This window comes from Streptomyces sp. DF42, assembly GCF_058267695.1.
Genome location: NZ_CM177859.1, coordinates 7739743 through 7758806 on the forward strand (window position 1 = coordinate 7739743; position 19064 = coordinate 7758806).

The window sequence follows — 19064 nt, forward strand, 5'->3', positions numbered from 1 at the left end:
GCAAGCAGGACACCAATACAGGCACCAGCACCAGCATCCGCACCAGAGCCACCACCGGCCCCAGAGAGGACCTCCCCGCATGCCCGACACCACCACGGTCGCACCCACGCGTGACCGCCGTATCCGCCGCTTCCGTCCCCGTACCCTCGCGGTCTCGCTCGTCCTGTCGGCCGCGATCGCCGGGACGCTGACCCTGTCGGCGGCGCCCAGCGGGGCGGTCGCCCGCAACAACGCCACGCTGGCGGGCACCTGGGACCTCACGGTCTCCGTCACCACACCCGACGGCGGTGCCGCGGTCACCACCCCGCGCTTCGTCTTCACCCCGGACCACCGGCTGTCGGCCGAGGGCCCGAAGGACGGCGACGGCGTGCCCGCCTATACGGCCCACGGGTTCTGGAACGAGGAGCCCGACGGCGACATCGCGTTCTACATCAACCACGCCGGCCGCGCGGACGGCGCCTACCTCGGCGCGGTACAGGCCGAGCACATGGGGCACCTCACCCGGCACGGCACCCGCTTCAGCTCCCACGCCTACGCCTTCACCACCCGGGAGGACGGCACCACACAGGGCCCGATAGCGGTCAGCAGCACGGCCGTCCGGGTGTCCGACGCCACCGGGTGACCCCGTGCCGCCGAGGCCGGCACACCAGGCCCGCGTCCCGCTCCCGCGCGAGTCGGACGCGGGCCTGCCTCGTCCGGCGCTCAAGTCGCCGCCCCTAGCGTTCCGTCACGACCATGCCCTCCCCCCGCTGAGTATCACGGAGCAACGAAGTGAGGCAGAAATGACCGCATTCACCGCAGGATCCCCTTGCTGGGCCGATGTCAGCGTCCCTGACCCCGACGCCGCGAAGCGCTTCTACGGTGCGCTCCTGGGCTGGGACTTCGAGACCGGCGAGGAGCGCTTCGGCTTCTACGCGCCGGCGCTCAAGGACGGCAGGAACGTGGCGGCCGTCGCCCCGACGCAGGGCGGTGCCCCGGCCGCCTGGAACCTGTACTTCGCCACGCCCGACGCGCAGGCGCTGGCCCGCCGCATCGGAGAGGCCGGCGGCAAGGTCGTACTGGAGCCGACCGCGATCGGCGACGCCGGCACCATGCTGGTGGCCGCCGACCCGGGCGGGGCCCACTTCGGCGCCTGGCAGCCGGGCACGCGCGCCGGTTTCGAACTGCAGGGGGCGCCCGGCACGTTCTTCTGGCCGGAGATCTACACCCGCGACAAGGCCGACGTCGACCCGTTCTACGAGAGCGTGTTCGGCTTCACCGGCCAGCAGATCTCGGAGGGCCCCTTCGACTTCAAGCTGTGGTTCCAGCCGGACAACCCGCAGCCCGTCGCGGGGCGGCTGCAGATGGGCGAGTTCATGCCCCCCGAGGTCCCGGCGCACGCGCTCGTCTACTTCTCGGTGGCCGACACCGACGAGACGGTGGCGAAGGTGCTCGAACTCGGCGGCAGCGTGGGCCGGGAGCCCGCGGACAGCCCGTTCGGGCGCTCCGCCCTCGTCGCCGACGACCAGGGCGCGCGGTTCGCGGTGATGGGACCGGTCAAGGACCAGGACGCCGCCGCGAGTTGAGCCACGTACCGCAAAGAGCCGGTCCCGGCACCCCCAGGGGGTCCGGGACCGGCTCTCGTGTTCAGGCCCGTGGCCAGGAGGCCGGGCGGGGGCTCAGTCGCCCCAGACCACCGGAAGGCTGGTCAGCGTGTGGTTGATCTCGCCGACGTGCCACGGCAGTTCGGACTCCGGTACGGCCAGGCGCAGGTCGGGGAAGCGGGTCAGCAGTCCCTCGATGGCGATCACCAGCTCCATGCGGCCCAGGTGCTTGCCCAGGCAGTAGTGCAGACCGTGCCCGAAGGAGATGTGCGGGTTGTGCTCGCGGGCGAGGTCGAGCCGGTCCGGATCGGTGAAGACGTTCTCGTCCCGGTTGGCGGAGGCCAGCGCCAGCAGCACCGCGTCGCCCTTGCGGATGGTCACGCCGCCGACCTCGATGTCCTCGGCGGCGATCCGTGGGAAGCCGGAGGTGTCGGTGGCGAACAGGTTGACGTGCCGCAGGAGTTCCTCGACCGCCACGGGGATCCGGGAGTGGTCCTCGCGCAGCCACTGCCACTGGTCGCGGGCGTCCACGAGGAGCGCGAGCACGGAGTTGGCGAGCTGGTTGGCGGTGGTGTCGAAGCCCGCGCCGATGAGGGTGAAGCCGAAGGTGACCAGCTCCTGCTCGCTCAGCCGGTCGTCGTTGTCGCGGGCGGCGATCAGCTCGGAGAGCATGTCGTCGGCGGGGTTGGCCCGCTTCTCGGCGATCAGGCCGACGATGTACTCGCTGAGCTTGGCGAGCCCGTCGAGCGACTCCTTGCCGCCGGCCCGCTCGTCGACGGTGGCGAAGGCGCGCGCCCACTTCTCGAAGGTACGCAGATCCTCGGACGGCACGCCGAGCAGTTCGCCGATGACGGTCAGCGGCAGCGGCACGGCGAACTCCTGCACCAGATCCGCCGTGCCGCCACGGGGCTTGATGCCGTCCAGCAGTTCGTCGCAGACCTTCTGCACGTTGTCCCGCATCCGCTCGATCCGGCGCATCGTGAAGGCCCCCGCAACCAGCTTGCGCAGCCTGGAGTGCTCGGGCGAGTCGAGCGAGATGATCATCTCCGGGGTGGTGTGCATGGTGCCGCCGATCCGGGGCGCGCCCTCACCGCAGGCCATGGCCCGGCTCAGCCGGGGATCGGCGGACAGCTCCCGCACGTCCTGGTAGCGGGTCACCAGCCAGGCATCCACCCCGCCCGTGGTGCGCACCTTGACCACCGGCCGGGTCCTGCGCAACTCCGTGTAGCGCGGTGCCGGGGCCCGGTACGACGAACCGGGCAGGGGGTACACATCGGTTTCCTGAAGGGCAGTCACCATGACTCCTCCGCTGTAGCCGCCAAGGTCTCCAACACCGTACGAACCGGTGATGGAGATCAAGTCGGATGCAACTGGAGCCAGTTGGGGAACACAGGAGCCGGTCGGTGAGCCGGGGGAGGGGCGGCCCGCCTCCGGCACCGTGCCGTCAGGAGCCATGACGTCAGGCGTCAGGCGTCGGGCGCGCCGAGCAGCACCGTGGAGTAGTTCTTGCGCGCGGCGGTGTCGTACTGCAGGGCGACATGGCTGGTGGCCGAGGTGACGTCCCGCCAGGTCCGCTGCAGGGCGTGCGCCTCCCCGAGGCCGCCGGTGCCCGTGGCGCGGACGAGCAACTCCAGTGCCTCCTGGAGGAGTTCGGCCGAGAAGGTGGCGTTGCGCTCGCTGCGTGCCATCAGCTCGGGCGTGAATGACCTCGTGTCCAGGACGGCCGCGTTCTGCTCGACGAAGTGCCGGGCCGCGTCGACCCGCCCGGACGCCCGGACCAGCTTCGTCTCCGACGTGACGGTGCGCTTGCGGCCCGTCAGCAGCCCGGCCGCCGCCTCCAGGGCGCCGGCGGCCGCGCCCACCACGGGCGCGATGAAGGTCAGCCCGCCGACGGCCTGGAACGGCACGTTGTGGGCGGGCAGTTCGGACGTCGCGTTGCGCCCGCTGAGCATGTCGCTGCGGGCGAACGACAGATGCCGCGGTACGAGGGCGTCCTCCACGACGACGGTGTGGCTGCCGGTGGCCCGCATGCCGACGCTGTCCCAGGACCGCTCGACGGCGAACGTGTCCCGCGGCAGCGCGAAGAACCGCAGCTCGCCCGGCCCCGCACCGCCGGGCGCCGGCACCGCGGCGCAGACCAGCGCCCAGCCGGCGAAGTCGATGCCGCTGACGTAGCTCCAGCGGCCCGTCACCCGCCAGCCACCGTCGGCCGCCCGCGCCCGCCCGGCCGGCATCAGCCCCGTGGCGATGACCGTGTCCGGGCTCTCGCCCCACAGCGCCCGGTGACCCTCCGCGGGTAGATGCGCCGCGAACCGCGCCGAGTACGCGGCCAGCGAGGCGCACCACGCGGTGGCCGCGCAGCCCTCGCCGACGGTGAGGACGGCGCGGGTCAGCTCGCCGAACGAGCCCTCGCCGCCGCCCCATCGGGCAGCCACGAAGTGCCGGGCGAAGCCGGCCTCGGCCAGTGCCTCGACCACCGCCGGGGCGAGCGCGCGCTGCCGGTCCGCCTCGGGGGCGTGCTCGGCCGCGAGCAGGCGCAGCTTCTCGGCGGCGGGAAGCAGCCCTGTTGCGTTGTCGGGATCGTTGCCCATGCCTGTGACCTCCTGCGGTGGGTCGGTGGGTGATCGGTCGAGGTGCGTGTCAGACGCCGCGCGCGACGGCCTGGGCGAACCGCTCCAGGGTCTCCCCGGGGCTGGGGCCGTCCAGGGCGCGGAAGATCCCCTCGGCGCCCTCACCGTGCCGGTGGAGCTTGACGTGCGCGAGCGACACCCTGGTCGTCCTGGCGTCGACCGGTTCGATGTCGAGCTCGATCTCGCTGGCCCGCTCGTCGTCCGGTATGGACTGCCAGTGGCCGTCGATCCGCCAGGTCATGACGAGCCTTCGGCCCGGCTCCCACTCCAGGACGCGCCCCCAGGCGATCTCGGTGCCCTCCACGTCCCACTCGTAGTAGCGGCCGCCCACACCGGGTTCGAAGGCGAGCCCGGCCCGCTCCTTCTTCACCAGCACATGCGACGGCGGCCACCACTGGCCGGGCTGCTCGGTGAACACCCGGAAGCAGTCCTCGGGACTCGCCGCGACGGTCACCGACTTCCGTACGTCGGGGATGCTCTGCGTCTGCTCGGGCACGGGCCCTCCTCGTCAGGCGTCTGCACAGGTCCGCTCACGCTGACGTGCGGGGCTCGATATGCGCCGGACCGCCGGTAGGGCCGCGATAGGGGGTGCCGCGCCGCGTCGTCTCGGGGCTGCGGCCATGGGCGCCGCGGTGGCCGACCGCGCCCACACGGCGGAGCCGCACACCGATCCGGCCCGCAGACCGATCCGGCCCCGCGCCTCCTTCGGGGCGCTCCGGCCAGAGGCGAGCGGCGTCCTAGGCCCCGCGTCCACCGTCGTCCCGACCGGGCCCCACGACCTCTTGGGAGAGCACGATGACAGAAGCGGGACGACGGGTTGCCTTCGTCACGGGCGCGACCAGCGGGATCGGTCTCGCCGTGACCGAACTGCTGGCCAGGCAGGGCGCGGCGGTGTTCGGTGTGGCGCGTGGTGAGGAGAGCGTCCGCACGGTGGTGAAGCGGCTGCGCGAGGAGGGCCTGGAGGTCTCCGGCGCGGTATGCGACGTCACCTCGCCGGAGCAGGTGAGGACCGCCGTCGAGGCGGCGGTGGCCGTGTACGGGCGGATCGACATCCTCGTCAACAACGCGGGCCGGGGCGGTGGCGGAGTCACCGCCGAACTGTCGGACGACCTGTGGCTCGATGTGATCGACACCAATCTGAACGGCACGTTCCGGGTCACCCGCGAGGTGCTGAGCACCGGGCGGATGCGGGACGGCGACTGGGGCCGCGTCATCAACATCGCCTCCACCGGCGGCAAGCAGGGCGTCGAACTGGCCGCTCCCTACTCGGCGTCCAAGCACGGCGTCGTCGGCTTCACGAAGGCCGTCGGCAAGGAACTGGCGAGGACCGGCATCACCGTCAACGCGGTGTGCCCCGGATACGTCGAGACCCCGATGGCGCAGCGGGTCCGCGAGGGCTACGCCGGCCACTACGGCGTCAGCGAGCAGGACATCCAGGAGAAGTTCAACGCGAAGATCCCGCTGGGCCGTTACTCCACCCCCGAGGAGGTGGCCGGCCTGGTCGGCTACCTGGCCTCGGACACGGCGGCCTCCATAACGGCCCAGGCACTCAACGTCTGCGGGGGTCTGGGCAACTACTGACCCTCCCGGCGACCCTCCGGCTGGTTCCCCGGCTGAATCCGTCGCCGCCACAAGCGTGATCCATGCCTGATCCACGCCGCTGATCCCGTTACGAGAGACGGAGCCCCACGATGGCCGACACCGGTGGCACGCTGCTCGCCGAACCCGCAACCGAACTCGCCGCCTTCCGGGCCGCGATGGGCCGCTTCCCCACCGGGGTCACCCTGCTCACGCAGGGCAGCGGCGACGACACCATCGTCATGACGCTCAACAGCCTGACCTCGGTGTCCCTCGACCCCATGCTGCTGCTCGTCTCGGTCAAGTCGGACGGCCGGATGCGCCCGAGGATCGTGCGCGGAGGGGGCTTCGCCGTGAACGTGCTCAGCGAGCAACAGCGCGACCTGGCCCAGGAGTTCTGCCGCCCCGACCGCCCGGCCGGCCGGGCCGCGATGCTGCGGGTCGGCGCGGTCCAGGGGACACTCGGCCATGCCGTGATCCCCTCGGCCGAGGCGTACTTCGAGTGCGAGCTGCACGACCAGCACGAGGCCGGCGACCACGTCCTGCTCGTGGGCCGGGTCGTGGCCCTGCACGACCGGCCCGGCGAGGCACAGCCCCTCCTCTTCCACCGCGGCGCCTACGCGCAGGTGGGCGCGGGCAGGGCGGCATGAGCGCGCCCGCCCTCACGGCGCCGACGCTCGACGAGGTGGCGGACGGGGTGTACGCCTACGTACAGCCCGGAGGCGGATGGTGCGTGAACAACGCCGGACTGATCGTCGGCGGGCAGGCAGCGGTCCTGGTCGACACGGCGGCGACGGAGGCCCGGACGAGGCGCCTGCGCGAGGAGGTCGTAAGGGCCGCTCCCGGCGGGGTGGACCTGGTGGTCAACACGCACTTCCACGGCGACCACACCTTCGGCAACGGGCAGTTCGCGCCCCGCGCGCAGATCGTCGCCCATGAGGGCACCCGGGCGGACAGCGCGGAGGCGGGCCTGCATCTGCGGGGCCTGTGGCCGCAGGTGCAGTGGGGAGAGACCCCGCTGACCCTGCCGACGGTCACCTTCCAGGACACGCTGACGCTGCACCCGGGCAGCGGGGTACGGGCCGAACTGCACCACATCGGCCCCGCGCACACCGCGAACGACGTGGTCGTCTGGCTCCCGGACCGGTCGGTCCTGTTCGCGGGCGACGTGGTGTGGTCCGGCGTGACACCGTACGTCCTGATGGGCTCGATCACGGGCTCCCTGAAGGCCCTGAAGTGGCTGCGCGCGCTGCACCCCCGCACGGTGGTCCCCGGCCACGGCCCGGTCGGCGGCCCGGAGCTGCTGGACTTCACGGAGGCGTACCTGCGTCTGGTCCACCGTCTGGCGGTGCACGGTCTCCGCGACGGCCTGACCCCCCTCCAGGCGGCCGAACGCGCTGACCTGGGCGGGTTCGCGACGCTCGTCGACGCGGAACGCCTCGTGGGCAATCTGCACAGGGCCTACGCGGAACAGCGGGGACTGCCACCGGGGGACCGGCTCGACGTGGTGGAGTCGTTCAAGGAGATGGTGGCGTACCAGGGCGGCCTGCCGCAGTGCCACGCTTGACGATCCACGCCGGTCGCGTGCAGAGCTGACGCGCCGGACGGAGGCCATCACAGCCCCCGTCCGGCGCGGCTCCTTTGCCCTCTGTCCCCGCGTCTTCCGTCTCTACGCCGGTACCGGCTGATCGCGGTGGATCACCCGCCGCCTGGTGAACAGCACGCCCTCACGGCGCACCAGCTCGTCCTCCACCGTGAAGGTGGGCTCGAAGACGACCTTGCCCTCGCGGTCGGTCTGGGTGACCAGCGAGTAGTACGAGACGTGCAGGGTGTTCTCGTCGGCCGGGTCGGCCTCGATGAGCACGTGGTCGAACCAGTGGCGTACGGCGATGTCGCGGTAGCGGGGCAGCGCCGCCCGCATCCCGGCGAGCATCTCCGCCCGCCCGCGCTGCACGGCGCCTCCCGCGTGCACGACCTCCCCGTCCTCGGTGAAGGTCGCGGCGAACCCCTCGATGTCCAGCGCGTCGACCCGGCGCATCTGCCATGCGTAGAACGTCCGGACCTCGGCGTAGACCTCCCCGGAGACCTGCGCGTACGTTTTCTGGACCGCCTGGGACACGGCGTCTCCCCTCAGTGACAACGGCCGCCCGACTCGGGCGGCGCGACTGCCGCCCACGCTGCCCGGCCCCGCTCCAGGCGCACTGGAGGCCCGGTCAGTCGGCCGCGCTACTGCCGGTATCCGCCCAGGAACCGCCCGATCCGCCCGATCGCCGCCTCCAGGTCGTCCGCGTGGGGGAGGGTGAGGATGCGGAAGTGGTCGGGAGCGGGCCAGTTGAAGCCCGTGCCCTGGACCACCTGGATCTTCTCCCGCAGCAGCAGGTCCAGGACGAACTTCTCGTCGTCGTGGATCCGGTGCACCTTGGGGTCGATGCGCGGGAACGCGTACAGCGAGCCCTTCGGCTTCACGCACGACACCCCGGGGATCTCGTTGAGCTTCTCCCAGGCCACGTTGCGCTGTTCGTGCAGCCGCCCGCCCGGGGCGGTCAGTTCGTGGATCGACTGGCGGCCACCGAGCGCGGCCTGGATGGCGTACTGGGCGGGCGCGTTGGCGCACAGTCGCATGGAGGCCAGCATGGTCAGGCCCTCCAGGTAGTTGCGCGCGTGCTGCTTCGGGCCGGTGACGACCAGCCAGCCGGAGCGGAAGCCGGCCACCCGGTACGTCTTCGACAGGCCGCAGAAGGTGAGGACGACCAGGTCGGGGGCGAGTGCTGCGGCCGAGTGGTGCACGGCGTCGTCGTACAGGATCTGGTCGTAGATCTCGTCGGCGAAGACCATCAGGCCGTGCCGGCGGGCGAGGTCGAGGATGCCCTCGATGATCTCCTTCGGGTAGACCGCGCCGGTGGGGTTGTTCGGGTTGATGATGACCACGGCCTTCGTGCGGTCCGTGATCTTCGACGCCATGTCGTCCAGGTCCGGGTACCACTCGGCCTGTTCGTCGCACAGGTAGTGAACCGCCTTGCCCCCGGCGAGTGTTGTCACCGCCGTCCAGAGCGGGAAGTCGGGGGCCGGGATCAGGATCTCGTCGCCGTCCTCCACCAAGGCCTGTACGGCCATCGAGATCAGCTCGGAGATGCCGTTGCCGAGGAAGACGTCGTCGACGTCCACCTCCAGGCCGAGGGTCTGGTAGCGCTGGGCGACGGCCCGGCGGGCCGAGAGGATGCCGCGCGAGTCCGTGTAGCCGTGCGCCTGCGGGAGCATCCGGATCATGTCCTGGAGGATCTCCTCCGGCGCCTCGAAGCCGAACAGCGCGGGGTTGCCGGTGTTGAGGCGCAGCACGCTGTGGCCCGCCTCCTCCAGCGCGTTGGCGTGCTCGATCACCGGGCCGCGGATCTCGTAACAGACCTCGCTGAGCTTGTTCGACTGCCGGAACTCCATGCGCGCTCGCCCCTCCGGTTTCGTGTGTTGCTTGGTTTTACCAAGTAGCTGCTTGGAAAGTCCAACAACTTGTCTAGACTGCGTCGCATGTCACGACGCCGAAGCTACGACCAGTACTGCTCCGCCGCCCGCGCCCTCGACCTCGTCGGCGACCGCTGGACCCTGCTGATCGTCCGGGAGCTGCTGGCCGGTCCCCGCCGCTACACGGACCTGCACGCGGACCTGCCCGGCGTGAGCACGGACGTACTCGCCTCACGGCTGAAGGACATGGAGCGGGACGGCCTCACGAGCAGGCGCCGGCTGCCGCCGCCCGGCGCGGCGTACGTCTACGAACTGACCGCACGGGGACGCGAGTTGCTGCCCGTGCTGCAGGCGCTGAGCCGGTGGGGCGAGGTCGAGCTGGGTGAGCGGCGAGCCACGGACGCCCTGCGGGCCCACTGGTTCGCGCTGCCGCTGCTGCGCTCGCTGGAGGAAGTCCCGGACAGCGAGGGGCTCGTCGAAGTGCGGCTGGAGGAGGGGGACTTCCATCTGTACGCCGGTGCCGCGGACGGCCCCGTGTACGGGGACGGTCCCGCTCCCGCGGAGCCCGACGCGCGACTTGTCCTGGATGCCGGGACGTGCTCGGCCGTCAGCCGCGGGGAGTTGAGCCTGACCGACGCGGTGCGGGACGGGCGGGTCACGGTGACCGGCGACGGCACGCTCGCCAAGGCGCTCCGGGAGGCATGACAGGGCAGAGCAAAGGCCCGCCGCACCGAGGAGCGGCGGGCCTTCGGCATGCCGTCAGGCTCCCGGAGTCACCCGCGAAGGACGACCCGAGCCCCGCGTCAGCGCATACCCTCCGACACCGGCGAGCGCGGCCAGCACACCGCCGATCGCCGTCCACACCCACCGGTCGGACCACCAGCCGGACGCCCAGCCGTCCTCGGGCTCGATGCCGGACAGCACGGCGGCCTTCGCCGAACCCCCGTCGCTGTCCCCGGAGCCGGACGTCACCGCGATCCCCGGCACCAGCGGCTTCGCCAGTGAGCCGTCCACGGCCGCCGAGCCGCCGATGTCCCGGGAGTCGACCCGGACCGAGGCGCCGATCGGCTGACCGAGGTCGGCCGTCGCCAGGTTCACCGCCGTCAGCCGGAGGTAGTACGTGCCCGGCAGCGGGTCGTTGGCCCATGACTCCGACCAGGCGCGCACCGTGCGCAGGGTGCAGGCCAGCTCGACCGAGGTGGAGCCCTCGGCCGAGGTGCGTGTCTGCGCCCCGTACTGGCAGGCCTGGCGGCGGCGCAGGCCGTCGTACACGTCGACCTGCCAGGTCTGGGCCGCGTGCGAACCCGGCAGCTTCACCGTCGCCTTGACGGTCGGGCGCTGTCCGGCGTCCGCCGGGAACGACCAGTACAGGTAGTCGCCCGTGGACGCGCTCGTCGTCGCCCGCTGTCCCTGGTCGATCTCGGCCGCCGTGCGGAACGACGTGCCCGCGGTGGCCGGCGCCGAGCTGTCGCCCGACGCGCTCGGCGACGGGGAGGAGTCGGCGACGGCCGGCGAGACGGCCAGCCCGAACAGCAGCGCCGTGGCGCTCAACACACGTGTGATCCGCATCAGTTGGTCCTCCAGACCGCGACCCGCCAGCGCGACACCCAGCCCCAGACCAGACCCGCGAGGAAGCCGACCAGCACCAGCACGCCGAGCAGCCACCAGCCGCGACCGAGGCCGAAGGAGGCCACGTCGCCCGAGTGCGAGGGGCCGTCCACGACGTCGACGGTCAGCTCGAGCGGCAGGCCCGGCGTGGTCTTCACACCGGAGGCCGCCGAGAAGGAGTGGGTGACCTGGAGGCAGACCGTCTCGGCCGGCGCCTCGTCGTCGTCGCTCTCCGCCCTCGGGTAGCGCAGACCCGTGGAGACCACATCCGTACGGCCGTTGCCCGCCGCCTCGCCGCGGACGATCTCACGGCCGTGCACGGTGACCGCCCTGAGCAGCACGCCGTAGTCCGGGTTCACCGCCCGGTCCGCCGCCACGCTCACCGAGGCCCGCAGCTCCTGGCCGGGGTTCACATCCACGCGGTAGAAGCGCTGCTGCCCGAACTCCTCGCGGTCGGTGTACAGACCGGACTTCAGCGTCGGCGCGTCCGCGCACTGCGCGGCACCCTCGGTGGCGACCGGCGTCACCACCGGGTCGGCCGCCCGGTCCACCAACTGGTTGACCTTGTCGGTGAGTTCGTCGGCGTGCTCGACCGAGGTGTACGTGCCGCCGGTCGCCTCCGCGATGCAGCTGAGCTGCTTGCGCATCTTCGTGTTCGGGACCAGGCCGAGCGTGTCGATCGTCATCCCGATGCCCTTGGCGGCGATCTCGCGGGCCACCTCGCACGGGTCGAGCGGGGCGCAGGTGTCCTCGCCGTCGCTGATCAGCACGATCCGCTTGGAGCCGGCACCGCCGGCCAGGTCGTCGGCCGCCTTCAGCAGGGCCGGGCCGATCGGGGTCCAGCCGGTGGGCGAGAGGGTCGCCACCGCCGTCTTCGCCTCGGTGCGGTCCAGCGTACTGACCGGATAGAGCTGCGCGGTGTCCTTGCAGCCCGTCTTCTGGTCGTTGCCCGCGTAGTCGGCGCCCAGCGTGCGGATGCCGAGCCGGACCTCCTCGGGTGTCGCGTCGAGAACCTCGTTGAAGGCCTGCTTCGCGGCGGCCATCCGGGTGCCGCCGTCGATGTCCCGGGTCCGCATGGAACCACTGACATCGAGGACGAGGTCCACCTTCGACGCGGCCTCGCCCGTGGGTTCACCGGCACTCGCCGCGGCCGGGAGGGCGACCCCGGCCGCCAGGGCGGCGAGCAGGGCGCACACTCCCGCCGCCAGCCGTTGTGTTCTGATCATCGGCGGATCCTATTGATCAGATGCGCCAGGCTCCAAAACGAGCGTCAGCGGCCCTTCCACCGCAGGGGGTTGGGCAGCCCGGCCCACTGGTCGCCGGGCGCCCCCGGCGACATCCGCATCAGCGTCAGCGCCTTCGCGGGCAGCGGCTCCTCCAGCAGCGCGACCAGGTCGGGGGTACGCGGCAGATCCCGTACGGCCTGCTCCAGCGCCCCGCGCAGGGCCCGCGCCGAACCCGCCGTCCCCGCGAGGGCGCCCGCCACCAGCGAGCCGAACAGCTTGCGCCGCAGCGCCGGCACGTCGTCCGTGACGATCCGGCCGGACAGATCCGGGACCGGGACGCCGTGCCGGGCCAGCCTCGCCGGGCTCACGCGGATGTCGGCGAGGTCGCGGTAGACCAGGCGCAGGGGGGCACCCGTCGCCGAGAGCACGACCAGGAGGTTCTGGCCGTGCGCCTCCAGGGCCACGCCCAGCTCCAGCATGCGCAGGCCGACGGTGAGGGTGAGGCGGGTGAAGTCGGCGAGCCAGGCAGGGGACTCGGGCAGCGCGGTGGTGGCGAGCGCGGCCACCGGCACCACCCGCTCGCCACGATCCGTCGAGGCGTACGTCTGCGGCGACTCCCGCAACACGGCGGCGAGATCGGGCGAGTCGGCCGCGGCCGCCGCCAACGTCCGTGTGACGTGCAGCAGTCCGTCCGCACGGGCCGCCAGTGAATCCGCGAAAGCCGACAACGTCGCCGACAGCGAGATCGAGTAGACCGAGATGTCCCGCACCGAGGACGTCAGCCGGGCGCTCAGCGCGGTCTTGACGTGCGGCCCGCCGGGCACCGCGAGCGTGCGCAGGGACATCAACGGGTGCGCGGTGAGCACCTCGTCGCAGGTCCGCTTGAGCACGTGCACCGCCTGCCACGGATGCACCGGCAGCAACAGCCGCCCCCCGTCCCGCATGTCGTCCGGCCACACCCCGGTCACCAGGCACTCCTCCGCCCGGACCGGCAGCATCCCCAACGCGACCAGCGGCCGGTGCTCGGGCGCGTAGGCGAACTGCTCGGCCACCGAGAACCCGGGCCGGGAACGGCAGCCCGGGTGGTACGGATGCCCGTCGACCACCCGCTGCTCCCACTCCCGGTCGCACGCGGGCCATTCGTCCGTGCGATCCTCCTGCCCGGCCCGGGACAGCGCCAACGAGGCCACGCTGTGCCCCAGTTCGGCCGCGAAGTCCACGCAGTGCGGCACGGCGAGGTCCGTCATCAGCCGCGCCGGATGCTCGTACGCCACACCGTCGAGGCGTACGACGGTCACGTACGCGGCGGTGGCGTACGGATCCGGGGCCGGCCCGTGCAGTCTGCGGCCGTCCCCCAGGCGCAGCGTCAGCCCCTCACGGCCTTGGTCCCGGTCCGTGATCCACGGCAGCGGCTCATGGGCGAGCGCCCGCCACAGCCGGGTCAGCACCGCGGCGCGGGCGCCCGGCAGCTCGGCCGCGTACCGTGTCAGCAGGGCCGGACGCACGGCGGCCAGCTCCTCGGCGACCTCGGCCTCTGCGGGGTGGGGACGGTGCACGGGCGGACTCCTCGGGTACGAGTGGGGCGTCACGAACCGGGGTGACGGCATACATACTGATCGCCTCCGCCCGAACGGACCTCAGGGAACGAGTGGATCGCGTGGACCTCATGCCCCCGCCCGCAGGCGGCGACGCCGACGCGTACGCGGCCGCGCCGCTCCTCAACTGCCTGCTGCGCGAGGTCGCGGAGCCCGTCGCGCAGCCCGGCACCCACCGTACCTACCGGCTGCCCGGCGTCGACCGCCTGCTGCGGGTGCGCGGCGAACGGCGGCCGGGAGCGCCCGAGGTGTACACGGCGGGTCACTGGCACCCCATCGGCCACACCGAACTCGTCAAGCTCGTCGCCGAGGAGCTGCGCCGCCACACGGGCCTGTCCAACCACGAGCTGCCCGCCGAGATGATCGACAGCCGCGACGCGGTGGCCGCGCTCCTCGCCGCCCGCGCCCGGGCGGCGGTCCCCGAGGACCCGTACCGGCGCTCCGAGCAGTCCCTCATCACCGGCCACCCCTACCACCCCGCCCCCAAGGCACGCGGCGGCGGTCCGGTGGCCGGCTGGCTGCCGTACGCCCCCGAGGCACACGCCCGCTTCCCGCTGGTGCTGCTCGGAGTGCGCGCGGACACGGTCGTCGAGGAGGGTGACACCTCGGCCCTTGACACCCTGGGCGAGGTCCCGCCCGGCTATCGCGTGCTGCCCGCGCACCCCTGGCAGCTCGACCTGCTCGACCTCACGGAGGCCTTCGCCGACGGCCGTCTCGTCCGGCTCGGCACGACCGCCTTCGACACCTGGCCCACGGCCGCGATCCGCACGCTGTACGCCCCCGAGCGCGACCTGTTCCTGAAGTTCAGCCTCGATGTCCGCATCACCAACGACATCCGCCGACTGTGGCGCCACGACCTGCTGAAACTCGGCAGGACGGATAGGGAGGTGGCCGCGGCGTTCGCGGCGTCGAGCGGCCGGGCCGCCTGGCTGAGCGACCGCGGCTACCGCACGGCCGACTTCGCGTTCGAGGAGCTCGCCGTCCTCGTCCGCGACGGACTGCGCGGCCGGCTGCTGCCCGGCGCGACCCCGCTGCTCGCCGCCGGTCTGGTGGAGGGGTTCGAGGGCAGCCCGCTGGAGAGCACCGCAGACCCGGCCGCCTGGTGGGAGGCGTACCTCAGGGCGGTCGTACCGCCCGCGCTGAGCGTCTTCGACCGCCGTGGCGTCGTACTCGAAGCGCATCTGCAGAACACGCTGGTCGCCGTCGACGCCGGCGGCATGCCCGTGCAGGCGCTGTTCCGGGACGCCGAGGGCGTGAAGCTGGTGCCGGAGGTGTCCCGGGCCGCCGGCTGGGAGCGGCTCGTCTACTGCCTGGTCGTCAACCACCTCACCGAGATCGCCGGTGCCCTGGCCGAACGCCACCCCGGCCTGGACCCCTGGCCGGCGGCCCGCCGGGAACTCGCCCGCCACGGCCTCCCCGAGATCACCGGCCTGCTCACCTCACCGACCCTCCCCGGCAAGACGAACCTGCTGCTGCGCTGGACCGGCGCGGACGGCGCCGACGCCCGCTACCTGCCCCTGCCCAACCCTCTGGCCGGCCCCGGCCCCGGGCAAGCCGTCTTCTACAGGTCGTAGTAGCCGGCCGGTAGGCTGAGAGATCGAGTGGGAAGGATTTGAAGGGTGCGCGACCGGAAGAGCGACGAAAGCGGCGGGGCGACCGGCAGGAGGGCCCGCGGGGAGCTGGAGAGCGCCGTCCTGGCCGCCCTGTGGGCCGCGGACGAGCCGCTGACCGCACGGCAGGTCCAGGAACGGCTGTCCGGAGACCTCGCCTACACGACGGTGCTGACGATTCTGTCCCGTCTGCACGACAAGGGCATGCTCCTGCGCCACCCCGTCGGCCGCGGAAACGCCTTCGCACCCGTCCGGGACGAGGCGACCGAGACCGCCGTACGGATGCACAGCCTGCTGGAGCGCGGCTCGGACCGGGAGGCCGTGCTGTCCCGCTTCGTGTCCGAACTGTCGGAGGAGGACGAGCAGTTGCTGCACCGCCTGCTGGGCGAGCAGAACGCCGGGCGCGACGACGACGGGCCGTGAGCCGTCGCGACCAGCGTCCGCATCCCCCTCCTGGTCACCGCCGGCAGCCGAGTACGACCGCGCGGCGGCAGCGACGGCCGGTGCACCCGCCGCTGAAACCGGCGACGGGGCCGGCCGACCTCGCTCGTTTCGGGGGTTACGGGGGACTTCGTGCGCGGGGTTACGGCCGCTCGGCCGCCAGCAGTGCCGGAAACGCTTCCTGCAGGGCCTCGCGCCAGTCGCGGATCGGCTCGACCCCGGCGGCTGCCCAGCGGTCGTGGCCGAGGACGCTGTAGGCCGGTCGGGGGGCCGGACGGACGTAGGCGGCGCTGGTGGTCGGGCGGACCCGCTCGGGGTCCGCGCCGAGCAGCCGGAAGATTTCCCGGGTGAGGCCGAACCAGGTGGTCTCGCCGCCGCTGGTGCCGTGGTAGATCCCGGCCGGGGCGGCACCGTTCAGCGCGGACTGCCCGAGGCGGACGAGCCGGTCGGCGAGGTCGACGGTCCAGGTGGGCTGGCCGCGCTGGTCGTCGACCACGTCGAGGGTGTCCTTGACGCTCTCCAGCTTGATCATCGTACGGACGAAGTTGCCGCCGCCCGCGCCGTACAGCCATGCCGTGCGCACCACGTAGCCCGACTCGGGGAGTGCGGTGAGCACCGCCTGTTCACCCGCCCGTTTGGTGCGGCCGTAGGCGCTCCGTGGAGCCGTCGGTGCGTCCTCGGCGTACGGAGCGGTGCCGTCGCCCGCGAAGACGTAGTCCGTGGAGACCTGGAGCAGCTTGGTGCCGGTCCTGGCGCAGGCTGCCGCCAGGTTCCGGGCGCCGTCGCCATTGATCCGCAGAGCCTCGGTCTCCTGGGTCTCCGCGTCGTCGACGGCCGTCCAGGCGGCGCAGTTGACCACCACATCGGGCTGGTGCTCCGCGACGGCCCCGGACACCGCCTCCGGGTCCGTGATGTCGAGGTCTCCTCGGGTCAGGCCGACGCCGTGTTCGCCGTCGGCCGCAAGACGGGCCAGGAGGTCCTTGCCGAGCATTCCGCCCGCACCGGTGATCAGCCAGGTGGATGTCACAGTGCGGCACGCTCCTTCAGGGGCTCCCACCAGTCGCGGTTCTCGCGGTACCAGGTGACGGTCTCCGCGAGGCCGGTGGCGAAGTCCTTGCGGGGTTCGTAGCCCAGTTCCGTGCGGATCTTGGTGCAGTCCACGGAGTAGCGGCGGTCGTGGCCCTTGCGGTCGGCGACGTATTCGACGCTGGTGTCCCAGTCCGCGCCGCAGGCCTCCAACAACAGCCCGGTGAGTTCCCTGTTGGACAGCTCGGTGCCGCCGCCGATGTTGTAGACCTCGCCGGGACGGCCCTGGGTGCGCACCAGGTCGATGCCCTGGACGTGGTCGTCGATGTGCAGCCAGTCGCGGATGTTGCCGCCGTCGCCGTAGAGCGGGACCTTCCTGCCGTCCAGCAGGTTGGTGATGAACAGCGGGATGACCTTCTCGGGGAAGTGGTGGTGCCCGTAGTTGTTGGAGCAGCGGGTCACCCGCACGTCGAGGCCGTGGGTGCGGTGGTAGGACAGGGCGATCAGGTCACTGGACGCCTTGGCCGAGGAATAGGGCGAGTTGGGCTGCAGCGGGTGGGTCTCCGGCCAGGAACCCTCGTCGATGGAGCCGTAGACCTCGTCGGTGGAGATGTGCACGAAGGTCTTGATCCCGGTCCGGTGCGCGGCGTCGATCAGGGTGTGAGTGCCGACCACATTCGTACGGACGAACTCGGCGCCGCCGTCGATGGAGCGGTCCACATGCGACTCGGCGGCGAAGTGCACCACCTGGTCGTGTTCGGCCATCAGCTTCCCGACCAGCTCGGGGTCGCAGATGTCGCCCTGGACGAACGCGAATCCGGGGTGGTCGCGTACCTGGTCGAGGTTGGCCGGGTTGCCGGCGTAGGTGAGCTTGTCCAGGACGGTGATCGCCACATCACCCGGGCCGTGCGGGCCGAGCAGCGTGCGGACGTAGTGGGAGCCGATGAAACCGGCACCGCCGGTCACCAGGATTCTGGTTGTCATGAGGAGATCTGTACCTTGCTGTGGTCGCCGAGGACCAGCCGGTGGGCTGCGGGATTGCGGGGCGAGGGGGTGACCTCGACGTTGCGGCCGATGAGCGAGGTCTCGACACGCCGTACACCGGTGATGGAGGAGTCGCGCAGGACGATGGAGTACTCGACCTCGCTGTCGTCGATCCGGCAGTCCTCGGATATGGAGGTGAAGGGGCCGATGTACGAGTCGCTGATCACCGAGCCGGGGCCGATGACGGCGGGACCGACGATGCGCGATCCGCGGACCTCGGCGCCGACGTCGATCCGCACGCGGCCGACGATCTCGCTCGAATCGTCGACGGTGCCCTCGATGGCGGGCTCGAGCGTTTCCAGGACGGAGCGGTTGACCTCCAGCATGTCGGCGACGTTCCCGGTGTCCTTCCAGTAGCCGGAGATCGTCGTCGAGCGGACGTCCTTGCGCTGGTCGATCAGCCACTGGATGGCGTGGGTGATCTCCAGCTCGCCGCGCCACGAGGGCTCGATGCTGCGGACGGCCTCGTGGATCGCGGGGGTGAAGAGATACACACCCACCAGCGCGAGGTCGCTCCTGGGCTGTTTCGGCTTCTCCTCCAGGCTCTTGACGCGGCCGCTCTCGTCGAGCTCGGCGACACCGAAGGACGTCGGGTTGGGGACCCGGGTCAACAGGATCTGAGCGTCGGGGCGTTCGGCACGGAATTCGTCGACGAGGCCGGTGATGCCGCCGACGATGAAGTTGTCGCCGAGGTACATCACGAAGTCGTCGTCGCCGAGGAACTCGCGGGCGATGAGCACGGCGTGGGCCAGGCCGAGCGGCTGGTCCTGGGGGATGTAGGTGACGTTGATGCCGAGCTTCGAGCCGTCACCCACGGCTTCCCGGATCTCTTCGGCGGTGTCACCGACGATGATCCCGACCTCCGTGATGCCGGCATCGGCGATGGCCTCCAGTCCGTAGAACAGCACGGGCTTGTTGGCAACGGGCACCAGCTGCTTGGCCGATGTATGGGTTATCGGACGCAGGCGAGTGCCCGAGCCACCGGAGAGAACAAGAGCCTTCATTCGCGGCATGTTAGGCCCCGTCAAGGAACCACTCCGTTCGCTCTGTCATAGTTCGCCGAATTATTGCGGATGCTTTGTGATCTTTTGTATGTAAGATTCTGATTTGATATGACATGTACTGTGAGGATGGTTGGCCGACCGCATGGGGCCCTCGACGTCGGCGAGACGCTCGCCGAGCCTGACCCCCGCTGCGTGATCGGCGGGTCGTCGCCGGTCGGATCGCGACCAACCGGCTTGCCGGTATAGAGGGGTCCGCCGCCCGG

At 71.6% G+C, this 19064-nt stretch carries 19 protein-coding genes; 8 read left to right on the forward strand and 11 right to left on the reverse strand.

The annotated features are described in order from the left end of the window. Positions 1-79 precede the first annotated feature (79 nt). A complete protein-coding gene (locus ACYUED_RS35450; protein WP_491288676.1) occupies positions 80-622 on the forward strand; it encodes a hypothetical protein in 543 nt (180 codons plus the stop codon). Positions 623-782: 160 nt separating this feature from the next. Continuing rightward, positions 783-1565: a VOC family protein gene (locus tag ACYUED_RS35455; RefSeq protein ID WP_491288677.1), complete on the forward strand. Its 783-nt coding sequence runs from the start codon at positions 783-785 to the stop codon at positions 1563-1565. A gap of 93 nt (positions 1566-1658) precedes the next feature. Here the strand turns inward: ACYUED_RS35455 and ACYUED_RS35460 are convergent, their stop codons facing one another. The 3 genes from ACYUED_RS35460 to ACYUED_RS35470 form a co-directional block, all read right to left on the reverse strand. Then, entirely contained in the window at positions 1659-2882 is a 1224-nt protein-coding gene (locus ACYUED_RS35460) for a cytochrome P450 (RefSeq protein ID WP_491288678.1), read from the reverse strand. Positions 2883-3049: 167 nt separating this feature from the next. Beyond that, a complete protein-coding gene (locus ACYUED_RS35465; RefSeq protein ID WP_491288679.1) occupies positions 3050-4174 on the reverse strand; it encodes an acyl-CoA dehydrogenase family protein in 1125 nt (374 codons plus the stop codon). Between the two features lie 49 nt (positions 4175-4223). Further along, positions 4224-4709, reverse strand: a complete 486-nt coding sequence (locus ACYUED_RS35470) for an SRPBCC family protein (RefSeq protein ID WP_491288680.1) — start codon at positions 4707-4709, stop codon at positions 4224-4226. Positions 4710-5008: 299 nt separating this feature from the next. Between ACYUED_RS35470 and ACYUED_RS35475 the strand changes: the two genes are divergently transcribed. The 3 genes from ACYUED_RS35475 (at position 5009) to ACYUED_RS35485 (ending at position 7358) form a co-directional block, all read left to right on the forward strand. After that, complete coding sequence (locus tag ACYUED_RS35475) at positions 5009-5794, forward strand: SDR family NAD(P)-dependent oxidoreductase (protein WP_491288681.1); 786 nt, start codon at positions 5009-5011, stop codon at positions 5792-5794. Positions 5795-5904: 110 nt separating this feature from the next. Then, positions 5905-6441 carry a flavin reductase family protein gene (locus ACYUED_RS35480; protein WP_491288682.1) on the forward strand — a complete coding sequence of 179 codons (537 nt, stop codon included), beginning with the start codon at positions 5905-5907 and terminating at the stop codon, positions 6439-6441. Next, positions 6438-7358: an MBL fold metallo-hydrolase gene (locus ACYUED_RS35485; protein ID WP_491288683.1), complete on the forward strand. Its 921-nt coding sequence runs from the start codon at positions 6438-6440 to the stop codon at positions 7356-7358. Before ACYUED_RS35480 ends, ACYUED_RS35485 begins: the two co-directional genes overlap by 4 nt. A 102-nt stretch (positions 7359-7460) precedes the next feature. Here ACYUED_RS35485 and ACYUED_RS35490 read toward each other — a convergent pair whose 3' ends face one another. Continuing rightward, positions 7461-7910: a nuclear transport factor 2 family protein gene (locus tag ACYUED_RS35490; protein WP_491288684.1), complete on the reverse strand. Its 450-nt coding sequence runs from the start codon at positions 7908-7910 to the stop codon at positions 7461-7463. Between the two features lie 107 nt (positions 7911-8017). After that, positions 8018-9226: a pyridoxal phosphate-dependent aminotransferase gene (locus ACYUED_RS35495; RefSeq protein WP_491288685.1), complete on the reverse strand. Its 1209-nt coding sequence runs from the start codon at positions 9224-9226 to the stop codon at positions 8018-8020. A gap of 87 nt (positions 9227-9313) precedes the next feature. On the opposite strand from ACYUED_RS35495, the gene ACYUED_RS35500 reads away from it, so the two are divergent. Beyond that, complete coding sequence (locus ACYUED_RS35500) at positions 9314-9952, forward strand: winged helix-turn-helix transcriptional regulator (RefSeq protein ID WP_491288686.1); 639 nt, start codon at positions 9314-9316, stop codon at positions 9950-9952. A 54-nt stretch (positions 9953-10006) separates the two neighbouring features. On the opposite strand, the gene ACYUED_RS35505 is transcribed toward ACYUED_RS35500, so the two are convergent. Genes ACYUED_RS35505 through ACYUED_RS35515 form a run of 3 tightly spaced genes read right to left on the reverse strand, consistent with a single transcriptional unit; the run spans position 10007 to position 13637 of the window. Continuing rightward, positions 10007-10816 carry a hypothetical protein gene (locus ACYUED_RS35505; RefSeq protein WP_491288687.1) on the reverse strand — a complete coding sequence of 270 codons (810 nt, stop codon included), beginning with the start codon at positions 10814-10816 and terminating at the stop codon, positions 10007-10009. After that, positions 10816-12081 (reverse strand): VWA domain-containing protein, encoded by a 1266-nt coding sequence (locus tag ACYUED_RS35510; protein ID WP_491288688.1) that lies wholly within the window; start codon positions 12079-12081, stop codon positions 10816-10818. Before ACYUED_RS35510 ends, ACYUED_RS35505 begins: the two co-directional genes overlap by 1 nt. Before the next feature lie 44 nt (positions 12082-12125). Beyond that, positions 12126-13637, reverse strand: a complete 1512-nt coding sequence (locus ACYUED_RS35515; RefSeq protein ID WP_491288689.1) for an IucA/IucC family protein — start codon at positions 13635-13637, stop codon at positions 12126-12128. Between the two features lie 110 nt (positions 13638-13747). Between ACYUED_RS35515 and ACYUED_RS35520 the strand changes: the two genes are divergently transcribed. Continuing rightward, positions 13748-15250, forward strand: coding sequence for an IucA/IucC family protein (locus ACYUED_RS35520; RefSeq protein WP_491294580.1), 1503 nt, complete (start codon positions 13748-13750; stop codon positions 15248-15250). 45 nt (positions 15251-15295) lie between these two features. Continuing rightward, positions 15296-15709, forward strand: coding sequence for a BlaI/MecI/CopY family transcriptional regulator (locus ACYUED_RS35525; protein WP_491288690.1), 414 nt, complete (start codon positions 15296-15298; stop codon positions 15707-15709). 160 nt (positions 15710-15869) lie between these two features. Here the strand turns inward: ACYUED_RS35525 and rfbD are convergent, their stop codons facing one another. From rfbD to ACYUED_RS35540, 3 genes are read right to left on the reverse strand one after another with little or no spacing between them, the layout of a single operon-like run. Then, a complete protein-coding gene (rfbD, locus tag ACYUED_RS35530; RefSeq protein ID WP_491294582.1) occupies positions 15870-16718 on the reverse strand; it encodes a dTDP-4-dehydrorhamnose reductase in 849 nt (282 codons plus the stop codon). A 32-nt stretch (positions 16719-16750) separates the two neighbouring features. Continuing rightward, positions 16751-17737 (reverse strand): dTDP-glucose 4,6-dehydratase, encoded by a 987-nt coding sequence (gene rfbB, locus ACYUED_RS35535; protein ID WP_491288691.1) that lies wholly within the window; start codon positions 17735-17737, stop codon positions 16751-16753. Continuing rightward, positions 17734-18801 carry a glucose-1-phosphate thymidylyltransferase gene (locus ACYUED_RS35540; protein WP_491288692.1) on the reverse strand — a complete coding sequence of 356 codons (1068 nt, stop codon included), beginning with the start codon at positions 18799-18801 and terminating at the stop codon, positions 17734-17736. The genes rfbB and ACYUED_RS35540 overlap by 4 nt, the downstream gene beginning before the upstream one ends. Positions 18802-19064 lie beyond the last annotated feature (263 nt).